We start from the raw sequence: 21,445 nt of genomic DNA, 5'->3' as shown, positions 1-21,445 counted from the left end.
TTTTTTAATGTTTGATGACCTGTTTGATCGAATCAAAGATAGACTTGATGATACAAAATATATGGTGATAATTATCGGTGTCGTGGGCCTGTTGGTTAGTGGCGGTATTTGGTTGGTCACGCGCGCGCAGGCCAGTCCATCAGGGGCCATGTCCTTCGTGACAAGTACCCCTACAATCAGTGATGCGACGACGAGTACGAGCCCTAGTGTCACCGCTGTCCGGGCGACCAGTGTCGTTAACACCGTGACCATTGATGTAAAGGGGGGCGTCAAGGAACCTGGTGTTTACACCTTTACAACGGAGCCCACTGTCGATGAGGTATTGAAAAAAGCTGGGGGCGTGACCCCGAATGTGAAGCTCGCGCGGTTAAATCTGGCTGCCCGCATGCAAACGGCACAGGTTCTGTATATCCCGATTAATGATGAAAAAGTGCCCGTGGAGTTTCCCTTGCCGGGGATGACGACCCAAGCGTCAGTCGTGAGTGGTTCGTCAACGGCGAGTGGAAGCACTGGTGATACCCCGTTAATTTCGTTGAATACGGCAACGCTAACTGATTTGCAAACTTTGTCGGGCATTGGTGAAAAACGCGCGCAGGATATCATTGATCTGCGTGATCGGATGGGTGGCTTTAAGTCGGTGGCTGATCTAAAAGAAGTGAGTGGCATTGGCGATAAGACGTTTGAAAAAATTGCCCCCTACGTACAGGTCCCATGAGTGGGTACTGGTTGCTGCTGGGTCTTTGTTTTGCTTGTTTACAGTCCTTAATCGTTTGGCATATTTGGTGGCTCGCGGGTTTTGCGGGGTGGTTTTTTGTCCTCAGCTGGTATTACTTTCGCCGCTGGTTACGCTGCACGATCCTGATTTTATTGGTGAGTGTGGGGATCGCTGGCTGGCAAGACTTTACCATGATTGCACACCAACGGGAGATGCGTGTCACCCAGCTCCTGGTACACCCCGACGATATCAAAATTAATGGTGGGATGGTGACAGGCACGGGACTTACTGCCACGCAAGCCAAGGTCTATTTTAGGTGGTATTTGGCGACACCCACGCAGTTAACCTCAGTTAAAACCTGGACGCAACCCTTTGTATTGACCGGTAACATCGAGACGGCTGCCCCGGCGGTAAAACGGAATCGTTATAGTTTTGATTTTAGACAATTCCTCTATACAAAAGGGATTTATTGGCAGGCAACGATTATGAATGGTCAAGCGCATGGGGTCGAACAGCCGTCCCTGGTTAGTTGGATCAAGACGCTCCATCTGTTGGCAGTCCGGCACTTCGAAGCCCTGCCAAGTGGTTTGCGCGATTACGGCGAAACGTTGTTTTTAGGCTATACGCGGGCGACTTTTTACGAGGATAACGTTGGGGTTGAACAAACAGGCTTAGTGCATCTCTTCAGTATCTCGGGTTTTCAAATTATGGGCTTTTATGTATGCTGGCGTCGTTTTTGGCGCTGGTGTCATGTCTCCAAGGAAACCAATTTATGGACGTTGCAAGTTGGTTTGATGTTTATCTGGCTGTTTTCAGGTGAAGTTTTATCATTGATTCGCCCCGTTTTACTAGCCAGTATGTCGGTCTTTAAGGAATTAGGGTATCTTAAACTCACTTTATTGGATGCGTGGGGCTTAACGCTCATTTTCGGTCTCATGCTTGAACCGGGTGTGCTACAGAATTTAGGGGGCCAATTATCCTATTTACTATCATTTGGCCTCCTGTGGTTACAAAGATGTCGGTACTGGCAGATTAGCTGCTACCTAGGGTTACTCATCATGCCCGTATTGATTTGGCATAATTATGAGTGGCACCCGATGACTTTAGCCGCCAATATCTTGATCGTGCCACTTTTTTCCATGTTTATCGTGCCGGTTGTCTTGGTAGGATTAGTCGCTAGTGGGTTGGATTGGTTGCCACTGATGAATCTCTGTAACGAATTTGTGTTGATGTGTCAGCATGCCATTGCCTGGTGTGATCAACTACCCGGTAATCTAATATTTGGTCAAACGCCGCTCATGCTCTTGCTGGCTTTTTTTCTAGGGGTGCTTTATGCCATGGCTAAGCACCGCCACTCGACTTATTGGGTGCTTAGTGTCGTCTTTGGGATGATGGTTGTTTGGCCAGCGCTTAACCCGGTCGGTCACGTCATTTTTTTTGATGTGGGTCAAGGAGATTGTACGATCATCAAATTGCCGGGTTCACAGCAGGCTTATCTCATCGATGTCGGGGGTAAGGTGGTTTTTCAACAGGCCAGCTGGCAGACCAGGACCCATGTCAAGAACTATCTAGCTGAGGAAATTGTTACTAATCTTAAGGGGTTAGGTGTAAAACGAATTGCCGGGTTGGTGCTTACGCATAAGGACACTGACCATATTGGTGATTTTGCGGATATGGCCAAGTTAATCAAGATTGAGCGTGTCTACTTACCCGCGGGGATGGAAACGACCGATGTTTACTTAAAAAAGATTCAACCAACGCACATCCCAGTTACTTTGATTACTGCCGGTGCCAAAACCGATTTTCCAGTGCAGTTTTTGCATCCGTTCGGTGCAGGAACTGCTGAAAATCAGGATTCAATTGTGAGTTATGGGCACTTTGGTCGGCGGAATTTCTTGATGACGGGTGATTTAGAACAGGCCGGTGAATTAGCCGTGAGCAAGGCCTTTCCGACTTTGCGCACGGATGTCTTGAAATTTGGTCACCATGGCTCCAAAAATAGTACCGCACCAGATTTTGTGGCCACACTGAAGCCAACAATTGGAATTGTTTCGGCGGGGATGCACAATCGTTATCATCATCCGGCCCCGGAAACACTTCAAACGGCGGCTGATGCGAATATCCAGGTTTATAATACGCAAACGTCTGGTATGATAGATTACAGATGGACAAATTGGTCCGAAAAATGGGAGGTTCAGTTACATGGCGTTGACGCTACAAACACTCAAAAATAGTCTATCGCGCGGTGAGTTCGAGCCCATTTACCTCATTCAAGGGACTGATTTGTATTTGATGGAACAAGTCCGGGCTGCCTTTACTGCTATTGTCGCGCCTGAAGATCGTTCAATGAATTTAGCAACGTTTGATATGCGCGAACAACCCCTCGGGGCTGCCATTGATGATAGTCGTGCCATGCCATTTTTTGGTGAGCGGCGGGTGGTTATCATCGATAATGCCTATTTTCTCACGGGGGAAACTGGTGGCAAGATCGAGCACTATGTCGAAGATCTACAGACATACATGGCCCATCCCGAACCACAAACAATTCTAGTGATTTTCGCGCCATTTGAAAAATTGGATGGCCGTAAGAAAATCACGAAACAGTTAAAAGAATTGCCCGGCTACTTAACATTTGGGAAAATCGAAGAAAAAGAGATTCGGCAAATGATTAATGAACGGTTGGCTGAGCAGGGGTATCAAATGACGGCAGCGGCAGGTAATCGGCTCATTGAATTAACTAATCTAAATCTCACCCAAATTATGGCCGAATTGGATAAGTTGATGCTGTACAGTATCGATACCAAGGTGATTGAAGAAGCAGCCGTCGATGCGTTGGTTTCGCGCACGTTGAACCAGGATGTCTTTGAACTCATTAATTTGTTGTTACATCGTAAAATTACCCCAGCGGTGATGCTTTATCATCAATTAATCTTGAACGGTGAAGAACCATTACGGTTGCAAGGTGCGATTTTAGGCCAATTCCGACTTTTAGTGCAGGCGAAGGGGTCCAAGTTAAGTGAAAAGGGACTGGCAACGGCGTTATCGGTGCATCCATATCGAGTGAAGTTAGCCCGACAAACTGTGCGTAGTTTTGGCTACAAAGACCTAGCACAAGCTTTTTTGGGCCTAGTTAACATGGAAAAGCAACTTAAGAGCACCCGGCGCGATCCTGAATTATTATTTGAGTTATTTATCCTACGTTTTCAAAATCAATCTTAGTACTTGCACTTATTGGAAATAACCGGTATACTAACCTAGTGCAATTTTGCATGACCTAAATCTGTGTTTAACGGTTCACCATCGTTCTACTCGGTTTTAGGCGACACTATATTTATTTAAGAAAGGTGGAACATTCCAATGGCTATTTCTGCAGAACGCAAGAATGAGATCATGAAGGAGTTCGCACGTCACGAAGGTGATACTGGTTCAGTTGAGGTACAAGTTGCAGTTTTGACTGCTGACATTAACTCATTGAACGGGCATATGTCTGAGCACAAGCATGACTTCCATTCACAACGTGGATTGATGAAGAAGATCGGTCACCGTCGTAACTTGCTACGCTACTTGCGTAACACTGACGTACAACGTTACCGTGAATTGATTGCTAAGCTTGGTTTGCGTCGTTAATTTTAAGCGATTAACACGTAAATTCAAAGACATTTCATCGAAGGAGAATAGACGATGCCAGTTATCGAAGGTTCAATCAAGCGTGCTCGTTTGAACAAGGTTCAACGCGAGCGCAACATCATTGCTACTTCAGCATACCGTACTGAAGTTAAGAAGTTCCGCAAGGCTGTTGAAGCTGGTGCAGACAACTTACAAGAGTTGTTTGTTAATGCTTCATCTGCTTTGGATCGCGCAGCTTCAAAGGGATTGATTGCTAAGAACAAGGCTTCACGTGACAAGTCACGTTTGGCAGCTTTGTTAAACAAGTAATAAATTTAAGAAAAACTACTGATTTCGCAAGAGATCGGTAGTTTTTTTGTATCTACCTGTCTTTTATGGGAAAATACGAGTAATAACTTAGTCAATAACCGAGGTACCCATATGACAGTGACAATCAATCCAAACCTCTTTGAAATCTTTCCGCTATCTGATTTACACGTTTTAGATGGGCATACATATGCCTTACGTAGTCATGCGCGTGAAACTGAAAATGATTATGTCAGCGATCTTGTTGAACTGCATGACGGCGAATTTTCCATTCTAGTGGAACAAGTCGTACAGATACGCGCGCAGGGTCAACACTTATATTACCAAGTTGACAATGACATTTTCCGTTTTCATCCCGATGCAGCGGATGAAAAGGTTGTCTCAGAAAAGACTAAGATCACCAATTTTGTGCCAACTAACACAGGCACAATTGTTTATGTGACCTTGGTTGAGAAATATCCAAAGCATAACCTTGTTTTAGATAAACCCACGTTGCACAGCATCAAAACCTTAACGTATAAGGCTGATAACAAGGGTTATATTGATACGGAACAGCATTATTATCTAAAAGTCCAGACGTTTGAGAAGAATTGGACAATCGTGTCCGCTAAGACGCCGTTGGTGTTGCTGGATGCCTTCGCAGATAGTCGCGTGCTTTATACGCGGCAAACGACATCATATGATGCCTTATATGTGTTTAATGAATTGGTGGAATATCAGGTTGCTGCGGACAAAACCTTTGTCATCTCGCATGATGGAATTGCTGAGGTTTCAGAGGCCCAATACAGCACAAACGGGGCCGATGTTTTATTTGTGGCGCAAGATAAGCAAAATTTGAACCACCGGATGAGTGCACTCTATCGCTTTAATTTTGCTGAAAATACGTTGAATGGCATTTTTCAAAGTGAGGATGTGGCGGCTGGCATTAGCTCTGATACGATTATCAAAGGGCAAGCCCGCCATTTGAAGTGGCTTGATGACGATAATTTTGTGTTTCAAACGGGCTATCACGGGCATTCCCGGTTGTATATCGGCGATCTGAGCGGGGCAGTTACTTTGATTCGCGATGAACGTGAACAGATTGTCGATTTTGCATTTGATGACGAATTTGCCATGGTGTTGCGTTCAACCACTGACCATCCGAGTCAATTAATTGATCTCACGACCAAGGCGGTGCAGTTTGACGAGCATCAAACCTATCCAATCGCGCAAAAATATGTTTTCCTCAGTGAAAATCAAGCGATTATCGATGCCTGGTTTATGCCTAATCAAGCAGGGACCCAGGCGCCCGTCATTTTGTATGTCCACGGTGGCCCGCATGCGGCCTACGGTGATACTTTTTTCTTGGAATTTCAGCAATTAACCGCGTTAGGGTATAACGTTGTCTTTATTAATCCCCATGGCTCGACGACGTATGGGCAAGCCTTTATGGATGCAGTCATCCAGCATTATGGTGAACAGGATTACCGTGATTTGCTGACCGGGTTGGATGCAGCGATCACGCAACACCCCGAGTTGATTGATGCCACGCGCCAGTACATCATTGGTGGTTCCTATGGTGGGTATATGACGACTTGGGCGATTGGTCATACAACCCGGTTTAAAGCAGCTATTGCGCAACGTCCGGTCACTGATTGGATGATGTTAGCAGGGACTTCCGATATTGGATCGGTGTTCATTACCGATGAGATGGGCGTCAGTCCATATGACGAGAGTGGCCGCCAAGTGCTTTACCATAAGTCACCCATTGCCTATGTCAAAACGGTCCGGACCCCAATTTTATTGCTGCACGGTGAGTATGATATGCGCACACCGTTGAGTCAGTCCGAAGCTTACTTTACTGCACTAAAAATGACGAATGACGTTGAAGTAGAGTTGGTCCGATTACCCCAATCATGGCACGGTGTCTCACGAAATGGGTTACCAAACCTGCGCGTCTTACGAATTGAGAAAATGCAGAGTTGGTTAAATCATCATCAATAAGTACCACACAGAGTCCCTGGTGGTAGCTCAAGAAATGTCCTTGCTTTCTTTGAGTTATCACTGAGGGATTTTTCGTTTACGCAAGAGATTTTGTTGGAGGCGTCTAAGATTTATGGTAATATAGAAAATAAATACTAACGTTGGGTCTTAGTAACTGCTAGCCCGTTAAGAAATGAGATTAATAAATTATGAGTAACACGACATTAAGCGTAATGCCGTTCGGTGGTTTGCGTGAAAACGGGAAAAACATGTATGCCGTAACGGTTGATGAAGATATTTTTATTTTAGATGCTGGGTTAAAGTACCCAGAAAGTGATTTGTTGGGTGTGGACGTAGTCATTCCTGACTTCCAATACTTAGTTGAACACCAAGATAAGGTGGCCGGCATCTTTTTGACGCATGGTCATGCGGATGCCATTGGGGCCTTGCCATACTTATTGTCAGAGATGTCTGTCCCTGTTTTTGGTTCAGAAATCACCATTGAATTGGCAAAATTGGCCATTGAAGCAGAACCTTTGACGAAGGACTTTAATGATTACCACATTGTGCGTGGTGATCAAGAAGTGGAATTTGGAGATGTTACCGTCTCATTCTTTGAAACGACCCATACGATCCCAGAGTCTTTGGGGATTGTTATTGGGACACCAGAGGGGCAAATTGTTTATACTGGTGACTTCAAGTTTGATACCACAGCGTCACCATACTACCGGACTGATTTATTGCGCTTAGCTGAAATTGGACGTAAGGGTGTGAAGGCCTTGTTGATTGATGCGGCTGGGACGGCTAACATTGGTCAGTCTGCGCATGAATCCGAAATTGCGACGTACATTTATGATGGCATGCATCATCATAAGGGACGCATCATTGTGGCTGCAGTGGCTTCAAACATCCAACGTATCCAACAAGTCATTGACGCCAGTTATAAGGTTGGGCGTAAAATCGTCCTTTCTGGGAATGATCTAGAAAAGGTTGTGCGCACGGCGCTACGCTTGAAGAAGTTGAGCCTGCCGGTACCAGAAAATGAACTCTTTGTTTCATTGAAGAACATGGCCAAGTTGACACCTGAAGAAACGGTCATCCTAGAAACTGGTAAGATGGGGGAACCCATCCGCCACTTACAACGGATGGCCCATGGTGATGACCGGAGCATTCAAATCCAAAAGGGTGATTTGGTCTTTATTACAACGACCCCATCAACAGCGATGGAGGGAATTGTGGCCCGTACGCGTGACTCACTTTTCCGTGCTGGGGCTGATGTGAAGCAAATCTCAACTGATTTGAAGTCTTCAGGGCATGCCTCGAAGAACGATTTCCAATTTATGTTAAACTTGCTCAAGCCGGAAAATGTCATTCCAGTGCAGGGGGAGTACCGGGTCTTAAACGCCGCGGCTCATGCAGCTAAGGAAGTGGGTTACACCGAGGCACATACCTTCATCCTTAAGAATGGTGACAACTTGCAATTGACAGCCGAGCCTGTCTTGACTGGTTCAATCCAAGTTGGTTCAACGATGATTGACGGTTCTGGCGTGGGTGATATTGGTTCAATCGTCTTGAACGATCGCCGCATTTTGTCAGAAGATGGCGTGTTAATCGCCGTTGTTACCATTGATCGTAAAAAGAAAAAGGTGGTGGCCGCACCAAAGATTGATTCACGTGGCTTTGTTTACGTGAAGACTTCGCGGGATTTGATGCATGAAGCGGGTGAATTAGTGCAAAATACGGTTGCTGATGGCATCAAGAATACCAAGGAATTTGATTGGGGTAACTTAAAAAATTCTGTCCGTGATGTTTTAGGTAAGTACTTGTACGAACAAACACGTCGTAAGCCCGTGATTTTGCCGGTTATTATGGAGGCAAACCAAAACGGTCGTCGTCGTAAGAAGCCTAAGTCAGCCCATGCTGATAATCAACCAAATCAAGGGAACGCACCAACGCCTGCGGTTAATGTGAACCAACCAGCCCAAACGGGTGATGGGGAAGCGAAGAAGAAGCGCCGTCCTCGTCGTCGTAAGCCTAAAAACCCGGCGACAGTTGCACCGGTAGCAACACAAGAAAACTAATTAAGAACTGCTATTCAACAAGCAATGGTTGGATAGCAGTTTTTCTACACAGACGGGGGTAGCGCTATGAATGACATCGAATTTAACCAACAAGAGACAAAAGCACGTCAATTTTTTGCGGATGGTCGGATCATTGATGCCCTTGATGTCTTAGATGACTTGTATAATGAGCGACAAACCTTTGCCCTCAATCAATTTGTCACTGAAGTTTTAATCGCTGATGGTCAATTTCAATTGGCTGAAATGATTATGGATGAGTTTGTGGATGAGTATCTCGAAACAAAACCAGAAGCCTACATGGCTGTGTTAATGCACAATCGTCATTTTTTAAAGGCGCGTGAATTTAGTCTGGAAACTGCCGTATCTGCTGCGTTATTGAGTGAAATTGAAACGGCTGAAGCAGCTTATGCCGAGGATATGCGCGAAACCATCCAAACTATTCAACGCCATTTTTACCATCTTAGTAATGAAGACGTTGCCCAACAAGCGCATCGTTTAGAAGAGGCTGAGAAGCTCCCTTACGAGGCCTATGTGCACGGCGCGCAATACTTATTGGTCGACCCCTATATTCATCCCATTACGCGGGCCACGATCATTGATCGCCTGCGTCGGTTAGCCGTCAACCAGCCGGTCAAAAGTGATTGGTTGCAGGACCAACAGATTACCTTTGTCCCTGCAAAACTGGTGGCTATCGACGACACGGTTGAGTTTAAAGCCATCAAACAAGCCTTAGAAAAATATCAAAACTTTGATGATCAACAACTCGAAACGTTACTGGCCACGGTGCGGCTTGCGTTAATGGTGGCTTACCCAGCACTGGATCGGGTGGTCAAAGATCCCGATCAGTGGGCACAGGCTGTTTTGGCTGAAATGGTGGGTGAGGAATATGCAAATGAAGATCCAACCCAACGCGCATTACGCCGTGAACTGCAAGAAAAATCACTGGCCCTGTTAATGTGAGCGCCATAATCGGCAAAAAGTCCGGTAAATTCAGATATATTCACTGATAAACAGTTTACAAATGCGTTTTGATTGGATATAATAACTTAAGTTTTCCAAATGGAAACAAACAATTATTTATTTTTCGCAAAGATGTGTATTTCAGCACGGGTTGTAGTATAATTATTATATGCAACTTTTAAAGTTGTAACTAGTTACATCTGCGAAAATTAGGAGGATAAGCTTTTGGCTAAGGAACATTACGAGCGTACAAAGCCGCACGTTAACATCGGAACTATTGGTCACGTCGACCACGGTAAGACTACTTTGACAGCTGCGATCTCAAAGACGTTGGCTGACATGGGATTGTCAAAGCAAACAGACTTTGCATCAATCGACGCGGCTCCTGAAGAAAAGGAACGTGGAATCACAATCAACACTGCTCACATCGAGTATGAGACTGAGAAGCGCCACTACGCCCACATCGACGCCCCTGGTCACGCGGACTACGTTAAGAACATGATCACTGGTGCTGCCCAAATGGACGGTGCTATCTTGGTTATTGCTGCCACTGACGGTCCTATGCCACAAACTCGTGAGCACATCTTGTTGGCTCGCCAAGTTGGTGTTGAATACCTAATCGTCTTCTTGAACAAGACTGATTTGGTTGACGACGAAGAATTGGTTGACTTGGTCGAAATGGAAGCACGTGAATTGTTGTCAGAATATGACTTCGATGGTGATAACATTCCATTCGTACGTGGTTCAGCTTTGAAGGCCTTGGAAGGTGATGCAGAAAACGTTGAAATCATCAAGAACTTGATGGACATCGTTGACGAATACATCCCAACTCCAGAGCGTGATACTGAAAAGCCATTCTTGATGCCAGTTGAAGACGTCTTCACGATCACTGGTCGTGGAACTGTTGCTTCTGGACGTATCGACCGTGGAACTGTTAACTTGAACGACGAAGTTGAAATCGTTGGTTTGAAGGAAGACGTTCGTAAGACAGTTGTTACTGGAATCGAAATGTTCCGTAAGACTATGGAATCAGCTCAAGCCGGAGACAACATCGGTGCTTTGTTGCGTGGTGTTGACCGTACTGAAATCGAACGTGGACAAGTTTTGGCTAAGCCAGGTTCAATCAAGACACACACAGACTTCTTGGCTGAAGTTTATGTCTTGACTAAGGAAGAAGGAGGCCGTCACACGCCATTCTTCACTAACTACCGTCCACAATTCTACTTCCACACTACTGACGTTACTGGAGTTGTTCAGTTGCCAGAAGGTGTAGAAATGGTTATGCCTGGTGATCACGTTACTTTCGATGTAAAGTTGATCTCTCCAGTTGCCATTGAAGAAGGATTGAAGTTTACTGTTCGTGAAGGTGGACGTACTGTCGGTGCCGGAACTGTTACTACAGTTAACGACTAATATTTAGATATTAGTTTCTAACTAGTAAACTTTGAGAAAAGGAAACAAACTTTGTTTGTTTCCTTTTTTTGTGCAGTTTACGAATTATTTATTAGAATTTGCTACAAATATTTGGGAAAATATGGCATAATAGAAACAATAACTTAGCAAATAGAGTTATTGTTCATTTATTATGCTAAAAATCAAAGGAGAATATGATGGTTGACCGCAAAATTCCAGTGACGATGGGAACGCAACATCCTGACAATGCAAATGGTCCTTTTTGGGATGTATCAAATCATCCATTTATTTCTGCATATAACGAAACAATGGAAGCTTATGAAAACTTTTCTTCGTTAGATGTTGATGAATATATGTGGGATTGGGAAGGTAAGCATGCGGATGCGGCTGTAATTGATCGTCTATTCTCAGACCAATTGGAATACTTCAAGGCGCACCAACTTGGCCGTGATAAGTTTATTACGTTCCGCTTTCCAAACATTTGGGAGGAGCGTGGTTATAATTTGATGCAGGCGATGACCGCCTTCTTGTCATCTGAGGATTTCGCCTCAGACCTGGGCTTTGAAAACCGACCATTATTTGAAGCTATTCTGCCAATGGCACAGCGGGCTGATCAAATCATCGAGATGCAAAAGCTCTTCAAGAAATTGGCCGAGTTTAAGTCAGAGAACTTCACCACGTCAAGCAAAGCTAATACACCTTATATCGAGATGATTCCTTTGTTTGAAGACTTCGAAACGCAACTTGGTGCGCCTGAGATCTTAAAGGAGTACCTTGCGTTACATGAAGAGACCTTTGGTTTCCGACCAAAGTACATGCGTGTTTTCTTAGCTGGGTCTGATTCAGCCTTGTCATCAGGCTTTATGAGTTCTATCTCTGGTAACAAGTTGGCCATTGCGCGTCTTTACGAATTTGCTGAAGAGGAAGGCATTGAAATTTTCCCAATCGTGGGAATGGGTTCAGCCATCTTCCGTGGTGGCTTGTCACCACGTCGGATTCCTCGCTTCTTTGAAGAGTTCGGGGGCGTGCGGACGGTTACCGTTCAATCAGCCTTCCGTTATGATTACCCTCTAGTTGAGGTCGTCAATGCCATTCAAGATTTGCAAGATCATTTGCAAGACGTCCCAGCCATTTCGTTTACGGCTGAAGACAAAGCCATCATGATCGAAATTGCGCGTCATTCGGCTGAATATTATCACGAGACCCTTGATAACTTGGTGATGGATATGCAGCCACTGTTCAAGGCCTTTCCAAAGCGGCGTGATCGTCGGCAACACGTTGGTGTCTTAGGCTACTCACGTCAGATAGATGGGATTTCATTGCCACGGGCAATTAACTTTACCGGGGCTTTCTACTCAATTGGTGTGCCACCAGAGTTCATTGGTTTTGGCCGTGCTTTGCGGGACATGGATGCGCAGACTCGGGCGGTCTTTGAACGCCACTACCCAAACCTTAAGGCTGATTTCACTGAGTTGGCACAATATGTCAACTTAGATGCTTTGGCTATTTTGGAAACGGGGAATTCAGCTTGGACGTCCGTGCGTGAAGACATCGAGATATTACAAGCCGAATTTGGCTTCAAGGTTGGGCCACAAACGCGCGAACAAGAACAGCATGCCCAGTTAGCTTTGCAATTGGTACAAATCCGTGAAGGTGCTAGTGTGGCCATCACAGCGTTGATTAATCGTGAAGCTCAACTACGTCACTTCTTAGGTTAATAAAATTCATCAAGCGGTGTCAGCCAATCAGGGTGACACCGCTTGAAACTTTTTTAGCCAGAATCGTTGTCAACGACTGGAATTTCCGGTATTATATACTAGTATGTAATGATAGAAATACAAGTTCTCGATAGGGACCTTGTTTCGGAGGAATTAAAGTCATGGTTGCAACTAACGCAATTTTCACAAAGAGTGAAGGAAATAAGGGAACTTTGAAGTTCGAAGTTCCAGTTGAAGTCTACGAAAAGGGACTTGAACAAGCTTTTGATAAGGTAAAGGGACAAATCTCAGTTCCTGGTTTCCGTAAGGGGAAGATGCCAAAGCAAATGTTCATGAAGATGTACGGTGAGGAATCATTGTACCAAGATGCATTGAACATTGTTTTGCCAGACGTTTACGCTGACGCCGTTGCTGAAGCTGGTATCGTTGCGGTTGGACAACCAAAGATCGATGCAGAATCAATGGAAAAGGGTTCAGCATGGGTTTTGACTGCTGAAACTGAAATTGCACCTGAAGTTGAATTGGGTGAATACAAGGGTGTTAAGGTTGATAAGGTCGACGCTGAAGTTTCAGACGCCGATGTTGATGCAGAAATCGAACGCTTGCGTGAAGGTCAAGCCGAATTGGTTTTAGCTGAAGATGCCGAAGCTAAGAATGGTGACACTGTTGTGATCGACTTTGATGGTTCCGTTGATGGCGACCACTTCGACGGTGGCAAGGGTGACAACTACAGCTTAGAGCTTGGTTCAGGTTCATTCATTCCTGGTTTCGAAGACCAATTGGTTGGTCACAAGGCTGGCGAAGACGTTAATGTAAACGTAACTTTCCCAGAAGACTACCAAGCAGCTGACTTGGCTGGTAAGGATGCTTTGTTTGAAGTAACGATCCACGAAGTTAAGACAAAGGAAGTTCCTGAGCTTGATGACGAATTCGCCAAGGATGTCGATGAAGAAGTTGCTTCATTGGAAGAATTGAAGGCCAAGGTTAAGGATCGTTTGGTTGAAGCTAAGACAGCTGAAGCTAATGAAGCTAAGGAAGATGCAGCGGTTTCTGCAGCTGTTGATAACGCGAAGGTTGTTGGGGATGTTATCCCTAATGGCATGATTGAAGAAGATGTGCACCGTCAATTGAACGCCTTTTTCTCAAACATGCAAAACCAAGGTGTTTCACCAGAATTGTACTTCCAAATCACTGGTACGACTGAAGCTGATTTGCACAAGCAATACGAAGAAGGTGCTACTAACCGTGTGAAGACTAACTTAGTATTGGAAGCCATCGTTAAGGCTGAAGGCATCGAGCCATCAGACGCTGACGTTGAAGCTGAAATTGCTGACTTGGCCGCAACTTACGGTATGTCAGACGCCGATGTTCGTGCAGCTTTGTCAACTGACATGTTGAAGCACGATATCGCTATCAAGAAGGCTGTTGAAGTCGTTGTTGATAACGCTGTTGAAGCTTAATTTTAACGCAAATATGAGGATGAATTCATGTCTTGGCATGAGTTCATCCTTTTTGCATAAAGCGAAAACTTGCGCTATCTGATACAATGGTAGTACTTGATTAAAAATAGAAATGGAGCGAGTTATTCGTGTTTAATAATGAAGATGGCAACGATATGGCTTATTGCTCATTCTGTGGTAAGTCAGCCGCAGAAGTGGATAAGTTAATCGCTGGCCCAGGAGTCTATATCTGTAACGAATGTGTGGCTTTGGCGCAAGACATCATCAATGAAGATGCCGCCGCTGCCCATGAAGAAGCGCAATTGACTTTGATGACCCCCCACGAAATCGTCGACAATTTGAACGCGTACGTGGTTGGTCAAGAAGATGCAAAGCGCACCTTAGCTGTCGCCGTATACAACCACTACAAGCGGGTTAATGCGATGTTGTCTGGTGAATCGATGGAATCAGGTGTTGAGCTCCAAAAGTCAAACATCGCCATGGTGGGACCAACTGGTTCAGGTAAGACATACATCGCCCAATCATTGGCAAAGATGCTAAATGTGCCCTTTGCGATTGCGGATGCGACCACCTTAACTGAAGCAGGTTATGTTGGTGAAGACGTTGAAAACATCTTGTTGAAGTTGATTCAAGCGGCGGATTATGATGTTGACCGTGCTGAAGTTGGGATCATTTATATCGATGAAATCGACAAGATTGCTAAAAAAGCTGAAAATGTCTCAATTACGCGTGATGTTTCCGGCGAAGGTGTCCAACAAGCCTTATTGAAAATGCTAGAGGGTACCATTGCTAATGTGCCACCCCAGGGTGGTCGTAAGCACCCTAACCAAGAGTTTATTCAAATTGATACGACGAATATTTTATTCATCGTTGGGGGCGCCTTTGCGGGTATTGAACAAATCGTCAAGGAACGGCTCGGCGCTAAAGTCATTGGGTTTGGGACTGACTCAAAGTCAGGTGCCGGCTTGAATACCCATAAGAGCATCATGGAACAAGTCTTGCCCGAGGATTTGATGAGTTTTGGTCTGATCCCAGAATTCATTGGTCGTTTGCCAATTTTGACTGCCTTACAAGAGCTGTCAGAGGACGACTTGGTGCATATTTTGACGGAACCAAAGAATGCCTTGGTGAAGCAATATCAAGTCCTGTTTGCGTTGGATGATTTCAAGTTGACCTTTGAACCGGATGCCTTGAAGGCGATGGCGCATTTGGCGATTGAGCGTGAAACCGGGGCGCGTGGTTTGCGTTCAATTATCGAAGAAGTGTTACGTGATATCATGTTTGATTTACCTGGGCAAAAAGATGTCAACGAAGTAGTAATCACTACCGAAAACGTTACTGATCATACTGCGCCAAAATTGATTAAGGCGTAAGAGGAGAATACTATGGAAGTTCATAATGTGGAGATAACGACCAGTGCCGTGAAGCCTAGTCAATATCCCCAAACTGATATCCCTGAAATTGCTTTCGTCGGTCGTTCAAACGTTGGTAAGTCATCATTAACAAACAGCTTGATTAACCGACGGTCTTTTGCGCGGACGTCTTCTCAACCTGGTAAAACACAAACCTTGAACTTTTATAAAGTTGAAGAACAGGTGTTTTTCGTGGACGTGCCTGGTTATGGTTACGCCAAGGTTTCAAAGAAAATGCGTGAAGAGTTCGGTCAGATGATTGAAACGTATCTGACTGAACGCCCGCAGCTAAAAGGGGTCGTTTCTTTAGTTGACGCCCGCCACGAACCTTCCGAAGAGGATATCGCCATGTACAACTGGTTGACTTACTACAACATTCCGGTGTTGGTAGTGGCGACTAAGGCTGATAAAATCGCCCGCGGTAAGTGGAATAAGGCCGAATCAGTGATCAAAAAAGCACTTGAATTCGACCGGGAAACGTCAGCGTTCCAAATGTTCTCAGCGGTGACTAAGTCAGGTAAAGATGAAGTCTGGGCTTGGATTGAAGAACGTATGGCCGATTAATCAAAACAAAAAAAGAGCAACCTATCGTTGGATAGGTTGCTCTTTTTGATGGCGGTTAATTATCATAGAAAAAGTTTTGGACAATTTGCACACTGTTTTCGTCACCAACGAAATACAGGGTATCACCCAACTCAATTTTAGCATAGGGTCCCGGGGAGATCACCAGTTTATCTTCATGACCGATACCGACTAAAGTCGTCCCGGTGAGATGCCAAAAATTGAGTTCACTCAGCGTTTTACCATAGAGTGATGAATTTTCGGTTAACGTCAACTCAAATGGGGTTAGCGGGTTATGCTGTTGATAATGTTGGGATTGATCAACATAGTTCTTGATTGATTTTGCCAGGGCATTTAAGCCTGCTTGGTGCTCTTTAATCTGTTCGGTTAGCCCATTTTCTAGTGATTGTAAGTCGCGGGCCTCATTTTCAGCGGCCACATATTCCTGGGCTTTTTGCCGGGAAACCACGATGGCGCCGCTCCCATGGCGAATTTCAACAATCTCTAAGTCAACTAAGACGTTTAAGGCCCGGCGAGCGGTCTCTGATGAGACACCAAAAGTCGTAGCCAAGGTTGAACGCGCATGAATCTTTTCGCCAACCTTAATCTGATTCGTACTGATTTTTTCCGCGATACGTAATGCAATGACACGATAGCGGGGTTGCTTAATTGTCGACATGACATCTACACCTCATTTAAATTACTACCCATAGCATAACACAGATGAGCTTAAAAACTGACACTTTCAATGTTTTAAGTGACACGAAAATAGAATTATAAGTTGTTACTTTAAAAATTGGTATTCATTAATAAACGTCACAATGTAGGTAATCAAAAGGTAATTGTTTGAAATGGTATACCATGAAAACATTGACAAAAGTGACAACTTTATGTTTACAATAGGGTTGTCACTTATCGAAAGTGAGATATTTCGAACAAGTAGGAGAAGAGAATATGGCTAAAGTAGAAATACAGCATTTAACGAAAATATTTGGTAAGCGAACGAAAGCTGCTTTGCAGTTAGTTCATGAACAAGTACCAAAAACAGATATTTTGAAGAAGACGGGTGCAACAGTTGGTGTGTACGACGTTAACTTGTCCATTGAAGCCGGTGAAATATTTGTGATCATGGGGCTATCTGGTTCAGGTAAGTCAACTCTGATTCGTTTGTTGAATCGTTTAATCGAACCCACCTCTGGTTCAGTTTTGATCGATGATCAAGATGTTTCTAAACTAAATAAAGAAGATTTACTAGAAGTTCGTCGCAAGAAAATGAGCATGGTCTTTCAGAGTTTCGGTCTCTTTCCACAGCGAACTATTCTGGAGAATACAGAATATGGCTTGGAAATTCAGGGTGTCAAACCTGAAATCCGGCGTAAAAAAGCAGAAAAGGCGTTGGAAAACGCGAATCTCTTGGCGTTTAAAGATCAGTATCCCAGTCAACTATCTGGTGGTATGCAGCAACGTGTCGGCTTGGCGCGTGCCTTGGCAAATGATCCTGAAATCCTATTAATGGATGAGGCGTTTTCAGCCTTGGATCCCTTGATTAGGCGTGATATGCAAGATGAACTATTGGATCTACAAACGAAATTCCAAAAAACGATTATCTTCATTTCGCATGATTTGAATGAAGCCTTACGTATCGGTGATCGGATTGCCATCATGAAAGATGGTCAGATTCAACAAGTTGGGACTGGTGAAGAAATCCTGACCCACCCAGCGAATGATTATGTGCGTGCCTTTATTGAGGATGTCGATCGTTCAAAGGTTTTGACAGCTGAAAATATCATGATTCCGCCAATTTATACCAATATCGAGGTCGATGGGCCTAACGTGGCGTTGAAGAAAATGCGTACTGAAGAAGTTAGTGGTTTGGTGGCCGTTGATCGTGGTCGTAATTTCCGTGGGTTTGTGACGAGTGAGGATGCGCTACGGGCACGAAAAGAAGGGTTACCCCTTTCTGAAGTTGCCACTCAGATGCCAACGGTCCCTAAGGATATGTTGGTGGCTGACATTATGCCATTAATTTATGATGCGCCAACCCCTTTGGCAGTGGTTGAACAGGGACGCTTACTAGGAGTCATTATTCGTGGTCGTGTGCTAGAGGCATTGGCCGAGAGCGCTGAGACGGAGGAGAAGTAATTATGGGAGAATTAGTTGGGAAACTACCGGTAGCCCAGTGGGTGGAAGATATTGTTGATTGGTTAACGACGAATTTGAGTGGGATGTTTAATTTCATTCAGACGGTCGGTAATAAACTGATGGATGGAATGACGGCTGGTTTGACAGCGATTCCCGCTTGGATGTTTATTATCGGTTTGACCGCGTTAGCATTGATTTTTTCAAGTAAAAAATTAGGCTTTGTCTTTTTCACGTTTATTGGGTTGCTCTTTATCTGGAATCAAAATCTATGGGCAGATTTGATGAGTACCTTAACGTTGGTCCTCGTTTCTAGTATCATCTCGATTGTGATCGGGGTACCACTAGGAATTTGGATGTCAAAGAAAGAATACGTGGCACGTGTTGTGCAACCAATCTTGGACTTCATGCAGACGATGCCTGGGTTCGTGTACTTGATTCCCGCGGTTGCGTTCTTCGGCATTGGTGTCGTACCAGGTGTCTTCGCGTCAGTGATTTTCGCCTTGCCACCAACTGTCCGGATGACGAACTTAGGAATCCGGCAAGTGCCAAATGATTTGGTTGAAGCGGCTGATTCATTTGGATCAACGCCAAAACAGAAATTATTCAAGCTTGAATTGCCATTGGCGACGAGTACGATTTTAGCCGGTATAAACCAAACTATTATGTTGGCATTGTCAATGGTTGTGATTGCCTCAATGATCGGTGCCCCTGGGCTAGGTCGTGGTGTGCTTTCCGCCGTCCAAAATGCCGATGTTGGTAAAGGATTCGTCAATGGATTAGCGCTGGTTGTCTTAGCGATTATTATTGACCGTTTTACCCAGAAATTAAATGTCTCACCAGAAGATAAAGTGCAAAATGGTTCAAAACCATGGCGTAAGTGGGCTACCTTGGGAATCTTTGTTGTGATGATCGGTACTGGTTTTGCAAATAGTTTTGTTGCAAGTGGTGCCAAAGCAAAAACATTGGACTTAGTTTACGTTCAATGGGATTCTGAAGTGGCCTCAAGTAACGTCTTGGCGGTGGCCATGCGACAACATGGGTATAAAGTGAATTTGACACCGCTGGATAATTCAATCATGTGGCAATCAGTGGCCAACGGTCAGGCAGATGCTTCTGTTTCAGCCTGGTTGCCAACCACCCACTCAGCCCAATACAACAAGTACAAGGATCAAATTGATTTGCTTGGACCAAATCTAAAGGGTGCCACCACTGGTTTGGTAGTGCCAAAGTATATGAAGGTCAACTCAATTGCTGACCTGACCACTGAGGCCAACAAGAACATTACGGGTATTGAGCCAGGTGCCGGTGAAATGAAGGCAGCTACCAAGGCCTTAACCGCATATGGTCTGAAGAGCCAAGGTTGGCAGTTAACACCCGCATCATCTGGTGCGATGACCGTCGCCTTAGGTAAGGCTATCAAGGCCCACCAGGACATCATTGTGACTGGTTGGCAGCCACACTGGATGTTCCAAAAGTATGATTTGAAGTATTTGAAGGATCCAAAGCATGTCTTTGGTGAAGCAGAAACCATTAATACCTTTACGCGTAAGGATTTGAAGCAAGATAAGCCTAAGGTTTATAAAGTTTTGAAGAATTTCAAGTGGACGAAGGCTGATATGGAAAAGGTGATGCTGGATGTATCCAATGGTAAATCCGTTGAATCAGCAGCTAAGGATTGGATCAGCAAGCACCCTAAGCAAGTCGATGCTTGGTTCAAGTAAAAACTTTGATGAGTAAAGATGACGCCCCTTAAACCCGCAAGCACATGTTATTCTATCCATATCTATTATGAATGCAAATAAAGAGGTTTGTGGACTTCCACGCCTATGCTATAATTATTAGCAATTGCATTGGTTGTATAACCAATAATGATAGAATGGAGAATATATTATGCCTGTGACGGTTTATTCTTTCTCACATCGCTCTTCAGCATTAAGTGCATTAAAGTCAGTAACAGAGTTTTTTGAGCTTAATCAGCTACCATACAATGTGGTCCAGATGAAAGATTCTGAATCATTACCGGTAGATTTGCCTACGATGCGCCAAATTTGCGCAGCCGAGGATCCAGAAACAACGATATTCAAAAATCCGCGTGGCATGTCAATTGATGACTGGACAGTTCAAGATATCATTGCGTCGCCCAATAAATCATTGAAGTCACCATTGACGGTAGAGTTCGATGAAGCAGCCCATGTCACCCATGTGATGGCGGGCATTAATCAAGATATGTTAGGCTTGTTCATTCCACACGATCGGCGTAAGCAAGAACTGGCAGATTTGTTAGCTAAGGCTGATTCATTGAGTGATTAAGAGAAAGTAAAATAACACACGACCGACTATGCCATTTAGACAACAATCATAGTAAATGATGATGGACCTATGGCTTAGCTGGTGGGATGCGTTAATAAGATAGAAGCCAGCACATTAATTGCTGGCTTTTGCTTGTCAGATGTAACAACAATATTTTGGGGGCACAACATGGTTGTAATGGAAAACTACTTTAAAAATTTACGCGCTAAAATCGGGCATGATGAAATTATTATGTCAGGTGTGGCCGGTATTTTATTCAACGAGGATCGCACGGCTGTCTTACTGCAGAAACGTAGTGATTCAAGCCAGGATGTTTGGGGAATTCCAGGTGGTATGATTCCATTAAATGACACCAATAGTAGTGCTATTATCCGAGAGTTTAAAGAAGAAATGAACTTGGATGTCAAGCCGGTTTCATTGTGGGGGGTCCAATCTGATTTCCATATTGAATTTCCCTCAGGGGACAAGGCGCAAATTATTGGGACCCTCCTTGAAGTTGAGAAAATTGGTGGTGATCTTGAGGTTGATGGGGATGAGACCATAGAAGCAGAATTTGTACCATTGGATCCGGTACCAACTATGTATAATTCACAACACCAATACTGGATCGACCAAGTAGCAGCGGGTAACCGCGGTTTCTTTAAAAATTAAGTGATTAATTAAGTGGTTGATGAGTAACCGCACACAATCTCTTATGAAACTATAACTGAATAGATATACAAAACAGACTATAATTATTCATGTATATTGAATAATTATAGTCTGTTTTTTGCTGTGG

The 21,445-nt window shown here is 44.4% G+C and carries 18 protein-coding genes; 17 read left to right on the top strand and 1 reads right to left on the bottom strand.

From position 1 onward, the window contains the following. Positions 1-7 precede the first annotated feature (7 nt). The 13 genes from WSWS_RS03955 (at position 8) to yihA (ending at position 16,218) form a co-directional block, all read left to right on the top strand. Positions 8-715 carry a helix-hairpin-helix domain-containing protein gene (locus WSWS_RS03955; protein ID WP_114981107.1) on the top strand — a complete coding sequence of 236 codons (708 nt, stop codon included), beginning with the start codon at positions 8-10 and terminating at the stop codon, positions 713-715. Positions 716-906: 191 nt separating this feature from the next. Then, entirely contained in the window at positions 907-2,949 is a 2,043-nt protein-coding gene (locus tag WSWS_RS03950; protein ID WP_164699426.1) for a ComEC/Rec2 family competence protein, read from the top strand. Beyond that, on the top strand, positions 2,918-3,934 hold the full coding sequence (holA, locus tag WSWS_RS03945; protein WP_070230061.1) for a DNA polymerase III subunit delta: 1,017 nt from the start codon (positions 2,918-2,920) through the stop codon (positions 3,932-3,934). Before WSWS_RS03950 ends, holA begins: the two co-directional genes overlap by 32 nt. A gap of 138 nt (positions 3,935-4,072) precedes the next feature. Beyond that, positions 4,073-4,342 carry a 30S ribosomal protein S15 gene (rpsO, locus tag WSWS_RS03940; protein ID WP_070230060.1) on the top strand — a complete coding sequence of 90 codons (270 nt, stop codon included), beginning with the start codon at positions 4,073-4,075 and terminating at the stop codon, positions 4,340-4,342. Between the two features lie 54 nt (positions 4,343-4,396). Next, positions 4,397-4,651, top strand: coding sequence for a 30S ribosomal protein S20 (gene rpsT / locus WSWS_RS03935; RefSeq protein WP_070230059.1), 255 nt, complete (start codon positions 4,397-4,399; stop codon positions 4,649-4,651). Positions 4,652-4,762: 111 nt separating this feature from the next. Then, a complete protein-coding gene (locus WSWS_RS03930) occupies positions 4,763-6,631 on the top strand; it encodes an alpha/beta hydrolase family protein (protein WP_070230058.1) in 1,869 nt (622 codons plus the stop codon). 188 nt (positions 6,632-6,819) lie between these two features. Beyond that, positions 6,820-8,691 (top strand): ribonuclease J, encoded by a 1,872-nt coding sequence (locus WSWS_RS03925; protein WP_070230057.1) that lies wholly within the window; start codon positions 6,820-6,822, stop codon positions 8,689-8,691. 66 nt (positions 8,692-8,757) lie between these two features. Continuing rightward, a complete protein-coding gene (locus WSWS_RS03920; RefSeq protein WP_070230056.1) occupies positions 8,758-9,651 on the top strand; it encodes a hypothetical protein in 894 nt (297 codons plus the stop codon). Positions 9,652-9,876: 225 nt separating this feature from the next. Next, positions 9,877-11,064 (top strand): elongation factor Tu, encoded by a 1,188-nt coding sequence (gene tuf, locus WSWS_RS03915; RefSeq protein ID WP_070230055.1) that lies wholly within the window; start codon positions 9,877-9,879, stop codon positions 11,062-11,064. A gap of 197 nt (positions 11,065-11,261) precedes the next feature. Further along, positions 11,262-12,782: a phosphoenolpyruvate carboxylase gene (gene ppcA, locus WSWS_RS03910; RefSeq protein WP_070230054.1), complete on the top strand. Its 1,521-nt coding sequence runs from the start codon at positions 11,262-11,264 to the stop codon at positions 12,780-12,782. Positions 12,783-12,943: 161 nt separating this feature from the next. Beyond that, positions 12,944-14,242 carry a trigger factor gene (gene tig / locus WSWS_RS03905; protein WP_070230053.1) on the top strand — a complete coding sequence of 433 codons (1,299 nt, stop codon included), beginning with the start codon at positions 12,944-12,946 and terminating at the stop codon, positions 14,240-14,242. A 128-nt stretch (positions 14,243-14,370) separates the two neighbouring features. Continuing rightward, complete coding sequence (clpX, locus tag WSWS_RS03900) at positions 14,371-15,615, top strand: ATP-dependent Clp protease ATP-binding subunit ClpX (RefSeq protein ID WP_070230052.1); 1,245 nt, start codon at positions 14,371-14,373, stop codon at positions 15,613-15,615. Positions 15,616-15,627: 12 nt separating this feature from the next. Beyond that, positions 15,628-16,218 carry a ribosome biogenesis GTP-binding protein YihA/YsxC gene (gene yihA / locus WSWS_RS03895; protein WP_070230051.1) on the top strand — a complete coding sequence of 197 codons (591 nt, stop codon included), beginning with the start codon at positions 15,628-15,630 and terminating at the stop codon, positions 16,216-16,218. Between the two features lie 55 nt (positions 16,219-16,273). Here the strand turns inward: yihA and WSWS_RS03890 are convergent, their stop codons facing one another. Next, positions 16,274-16,894 (bottom strand): GntR family transcriptional regulator, encoded by a 621-nt coding sequence (locus WSWS_RS03890; protein WP_070230050.1) that lies wholly within the window; start codon positions 16,892-16,894, stop codon positions 16,274-16,276. Between the two features lie 275 nt (positions 16,895-17,169). On the opposite strand from WSWS_RS03890, the gene WSWS_RS03885 reads away from it, so the two are divergent. The 4 genes from WSWS_RS03885 to WSWS_RS03870 all read left to right on the top strand — a co-directional run bounded on the left by WSWS_RS03885 (position 17,170) and on the right by WSWS_RS03870 (position 21,318). Further along, positions 17,170-18,357 (top strand): quaternary amine ABC transporter ATP-binding protein, encoded by a 1,188-nt coding sequence (locus WSWS_RS03885; RefSeq protein ID WP_070230049.1) that lies wholly within the window; start codon positions 17,170-17,172, stop codon positions 18,355-18,357. A gap of 2 nt (positions 18,358-18,359) precedes the next feature. Next, on the top strand, positions 18,360-20,078 hold the full coding sequence (locus tag WSWS_RS03880) for an ABC transporter permease/substrate binding protein (protein ID WP_070230048.1): 1,719 nt from the start codon (positions 18,360-18,362) through the stop codon (positions 20,076-20,078). 169 nt (positions 20,079-20,247) lie between these two features. After that, entirely contained in the window at positions 20,248-20,667 is a 420-nt protein-coding gene (locus tag WSWS_RS03875; RefSeq protein ID WP_070230047.1) for a hypothetical protein, read from the top strand. 168 nt (positions 20,668-20,835) lie between these two features. Then, positions 20,836-21,318, top strand: a complete 483-nt coding sequence (locus WSWS_RS03870; RefSeq protein ID WP_114981106.1) for an NUDIX domain-containing protein — start codon at positions 20,836-20,838, stop codon at positions 21,316-21,318. The last annotated feature ends 127 nt before the right edge of the window (positions 21,319-21,445 follow it).

The organism is Weissella soli, from assembly GCF_001761545.1.
In the GTDB taxonomy this organism is placed as follows: Bacteria; Bacillota; Bacilli; order Lactobacillales; family Lactobacillaceae; genus Weissella; species Weissella soli.
Note: the sequence above shows the minus strand (reverse complement) of the source record. Positions and strands in the feature narration are given on the sequence as shown.

Excerpts from the sequence above, each read along its gene's own strand:
- WSWS_RS03920 (WP_070230056.1), top strand. The coding sequence starts at position 8,758 with ATGAATGACATCGAATTTAACCAACAAGAGACAAAAGCACGTCAATTT.
- yihA (WP_070230051.1), top strand. The coding sequence starts at position 15,628 with ATGGAAGTTCATAATGTGGAGATAACGACCAGTGCCGTGAAGCCTAGT.
- ppcA (WP_070230054.1), top strand. The coding sequence starts at position 11,262 with ATGGTTGACCGCAAAATTCCAGTGACGATGGGAACGCAACATCCTGAC.
- WSWS_RS03890 (WP_070230050.1), bottom strand. The coding sequence starts at position 16,894 with ATGTCGACAATTAAGCAACCCCGCTATCGTGTCATTGCATTACGTATC.
- WSWS_RS03955 (WP_114981107.1), top strand. The coding sequence starts at position 8 with ATGTTTGATGACCTGTTTGATCGAATCAAAGATAGACTTGATGATACA.
- WSWS_RS03930 (WP_070230058.1), top strand. The coding sequence starts at position 4,763 with ATGACAGTGACAATCAATCCAAACCTCTTTGAAATCTTTCCGCTATCT.
- WSWS_RS03880 (WP_070230048.1), top strand. The coding sequence starts at position 18,360 with ATGGGAGAATTAGTTGGGAAACTACCGGTAGCCCAGTGGGTGGAAGAT.
- WSWS_RS03885 (WP_070230049.1), top strand. The coding sequence starts at position 17,170 with ATGGCTAAAGTAGAAATACAGCATTTAACGAAAATATTTGGTAAGCGA.
- WSWS_RS03950 (WP_164699426.1), top strand. The coding sequence starts at position 907 with ATGATTGCACACCAACGGGAGATGCGTGTCACCCAGCTCCTGGTACAC.
- WSWS_RS03925 (WP_070230057.1), top strand. The coding sequence starts at position 6,820 with ATGAGTAACACGACATTAAGCGTAATGCCGTTCGGTGGTTTGCGTGAA.
- rpsO (WP_070230060.1), top strand. The coding sequence starts at position 4,073 with ATGGCTATTTCTGCAGAACGCAAGAATGAGATCATGAAGGAGTTCGCA.
- holA (WP_070230061.1), top strand. The coding sequence starts at position 2,918 with ATGGCGTTGACGCTACAAACACTCAAAAATAGTCTATCGCGCGGTGAG.
- rpsT (WP_070230059.1), top strand. The coding sequence starts at position 4,397 with ATGCCAGTTATCGAAGGTTCAATCAAGCGTGCTCGTTTGAACAAGGTT.
- WSWS_RS03875 (WP_070230047.1), top strand. The coding sequence starts at position 20,248 with ATGCCTGTGACGGTTTATTCTTTCTCACATCGCTCTTCAGCATTAAGT.
- WSWS_RS03870 (WP_114981106.1), top strand. The coding sequence starts at position 20,836 with ATGGTTGTAATGGAAAACTACTTTAAAAATTTACGCGCTAAAATCGGG.
- tig (WP_070230053.1), top strand. The coding sequence starts at position 12,944 with ATGGTTGCAACTAACGCAATTTTCACAAAGAGTGAAGGAAATAAGGGA.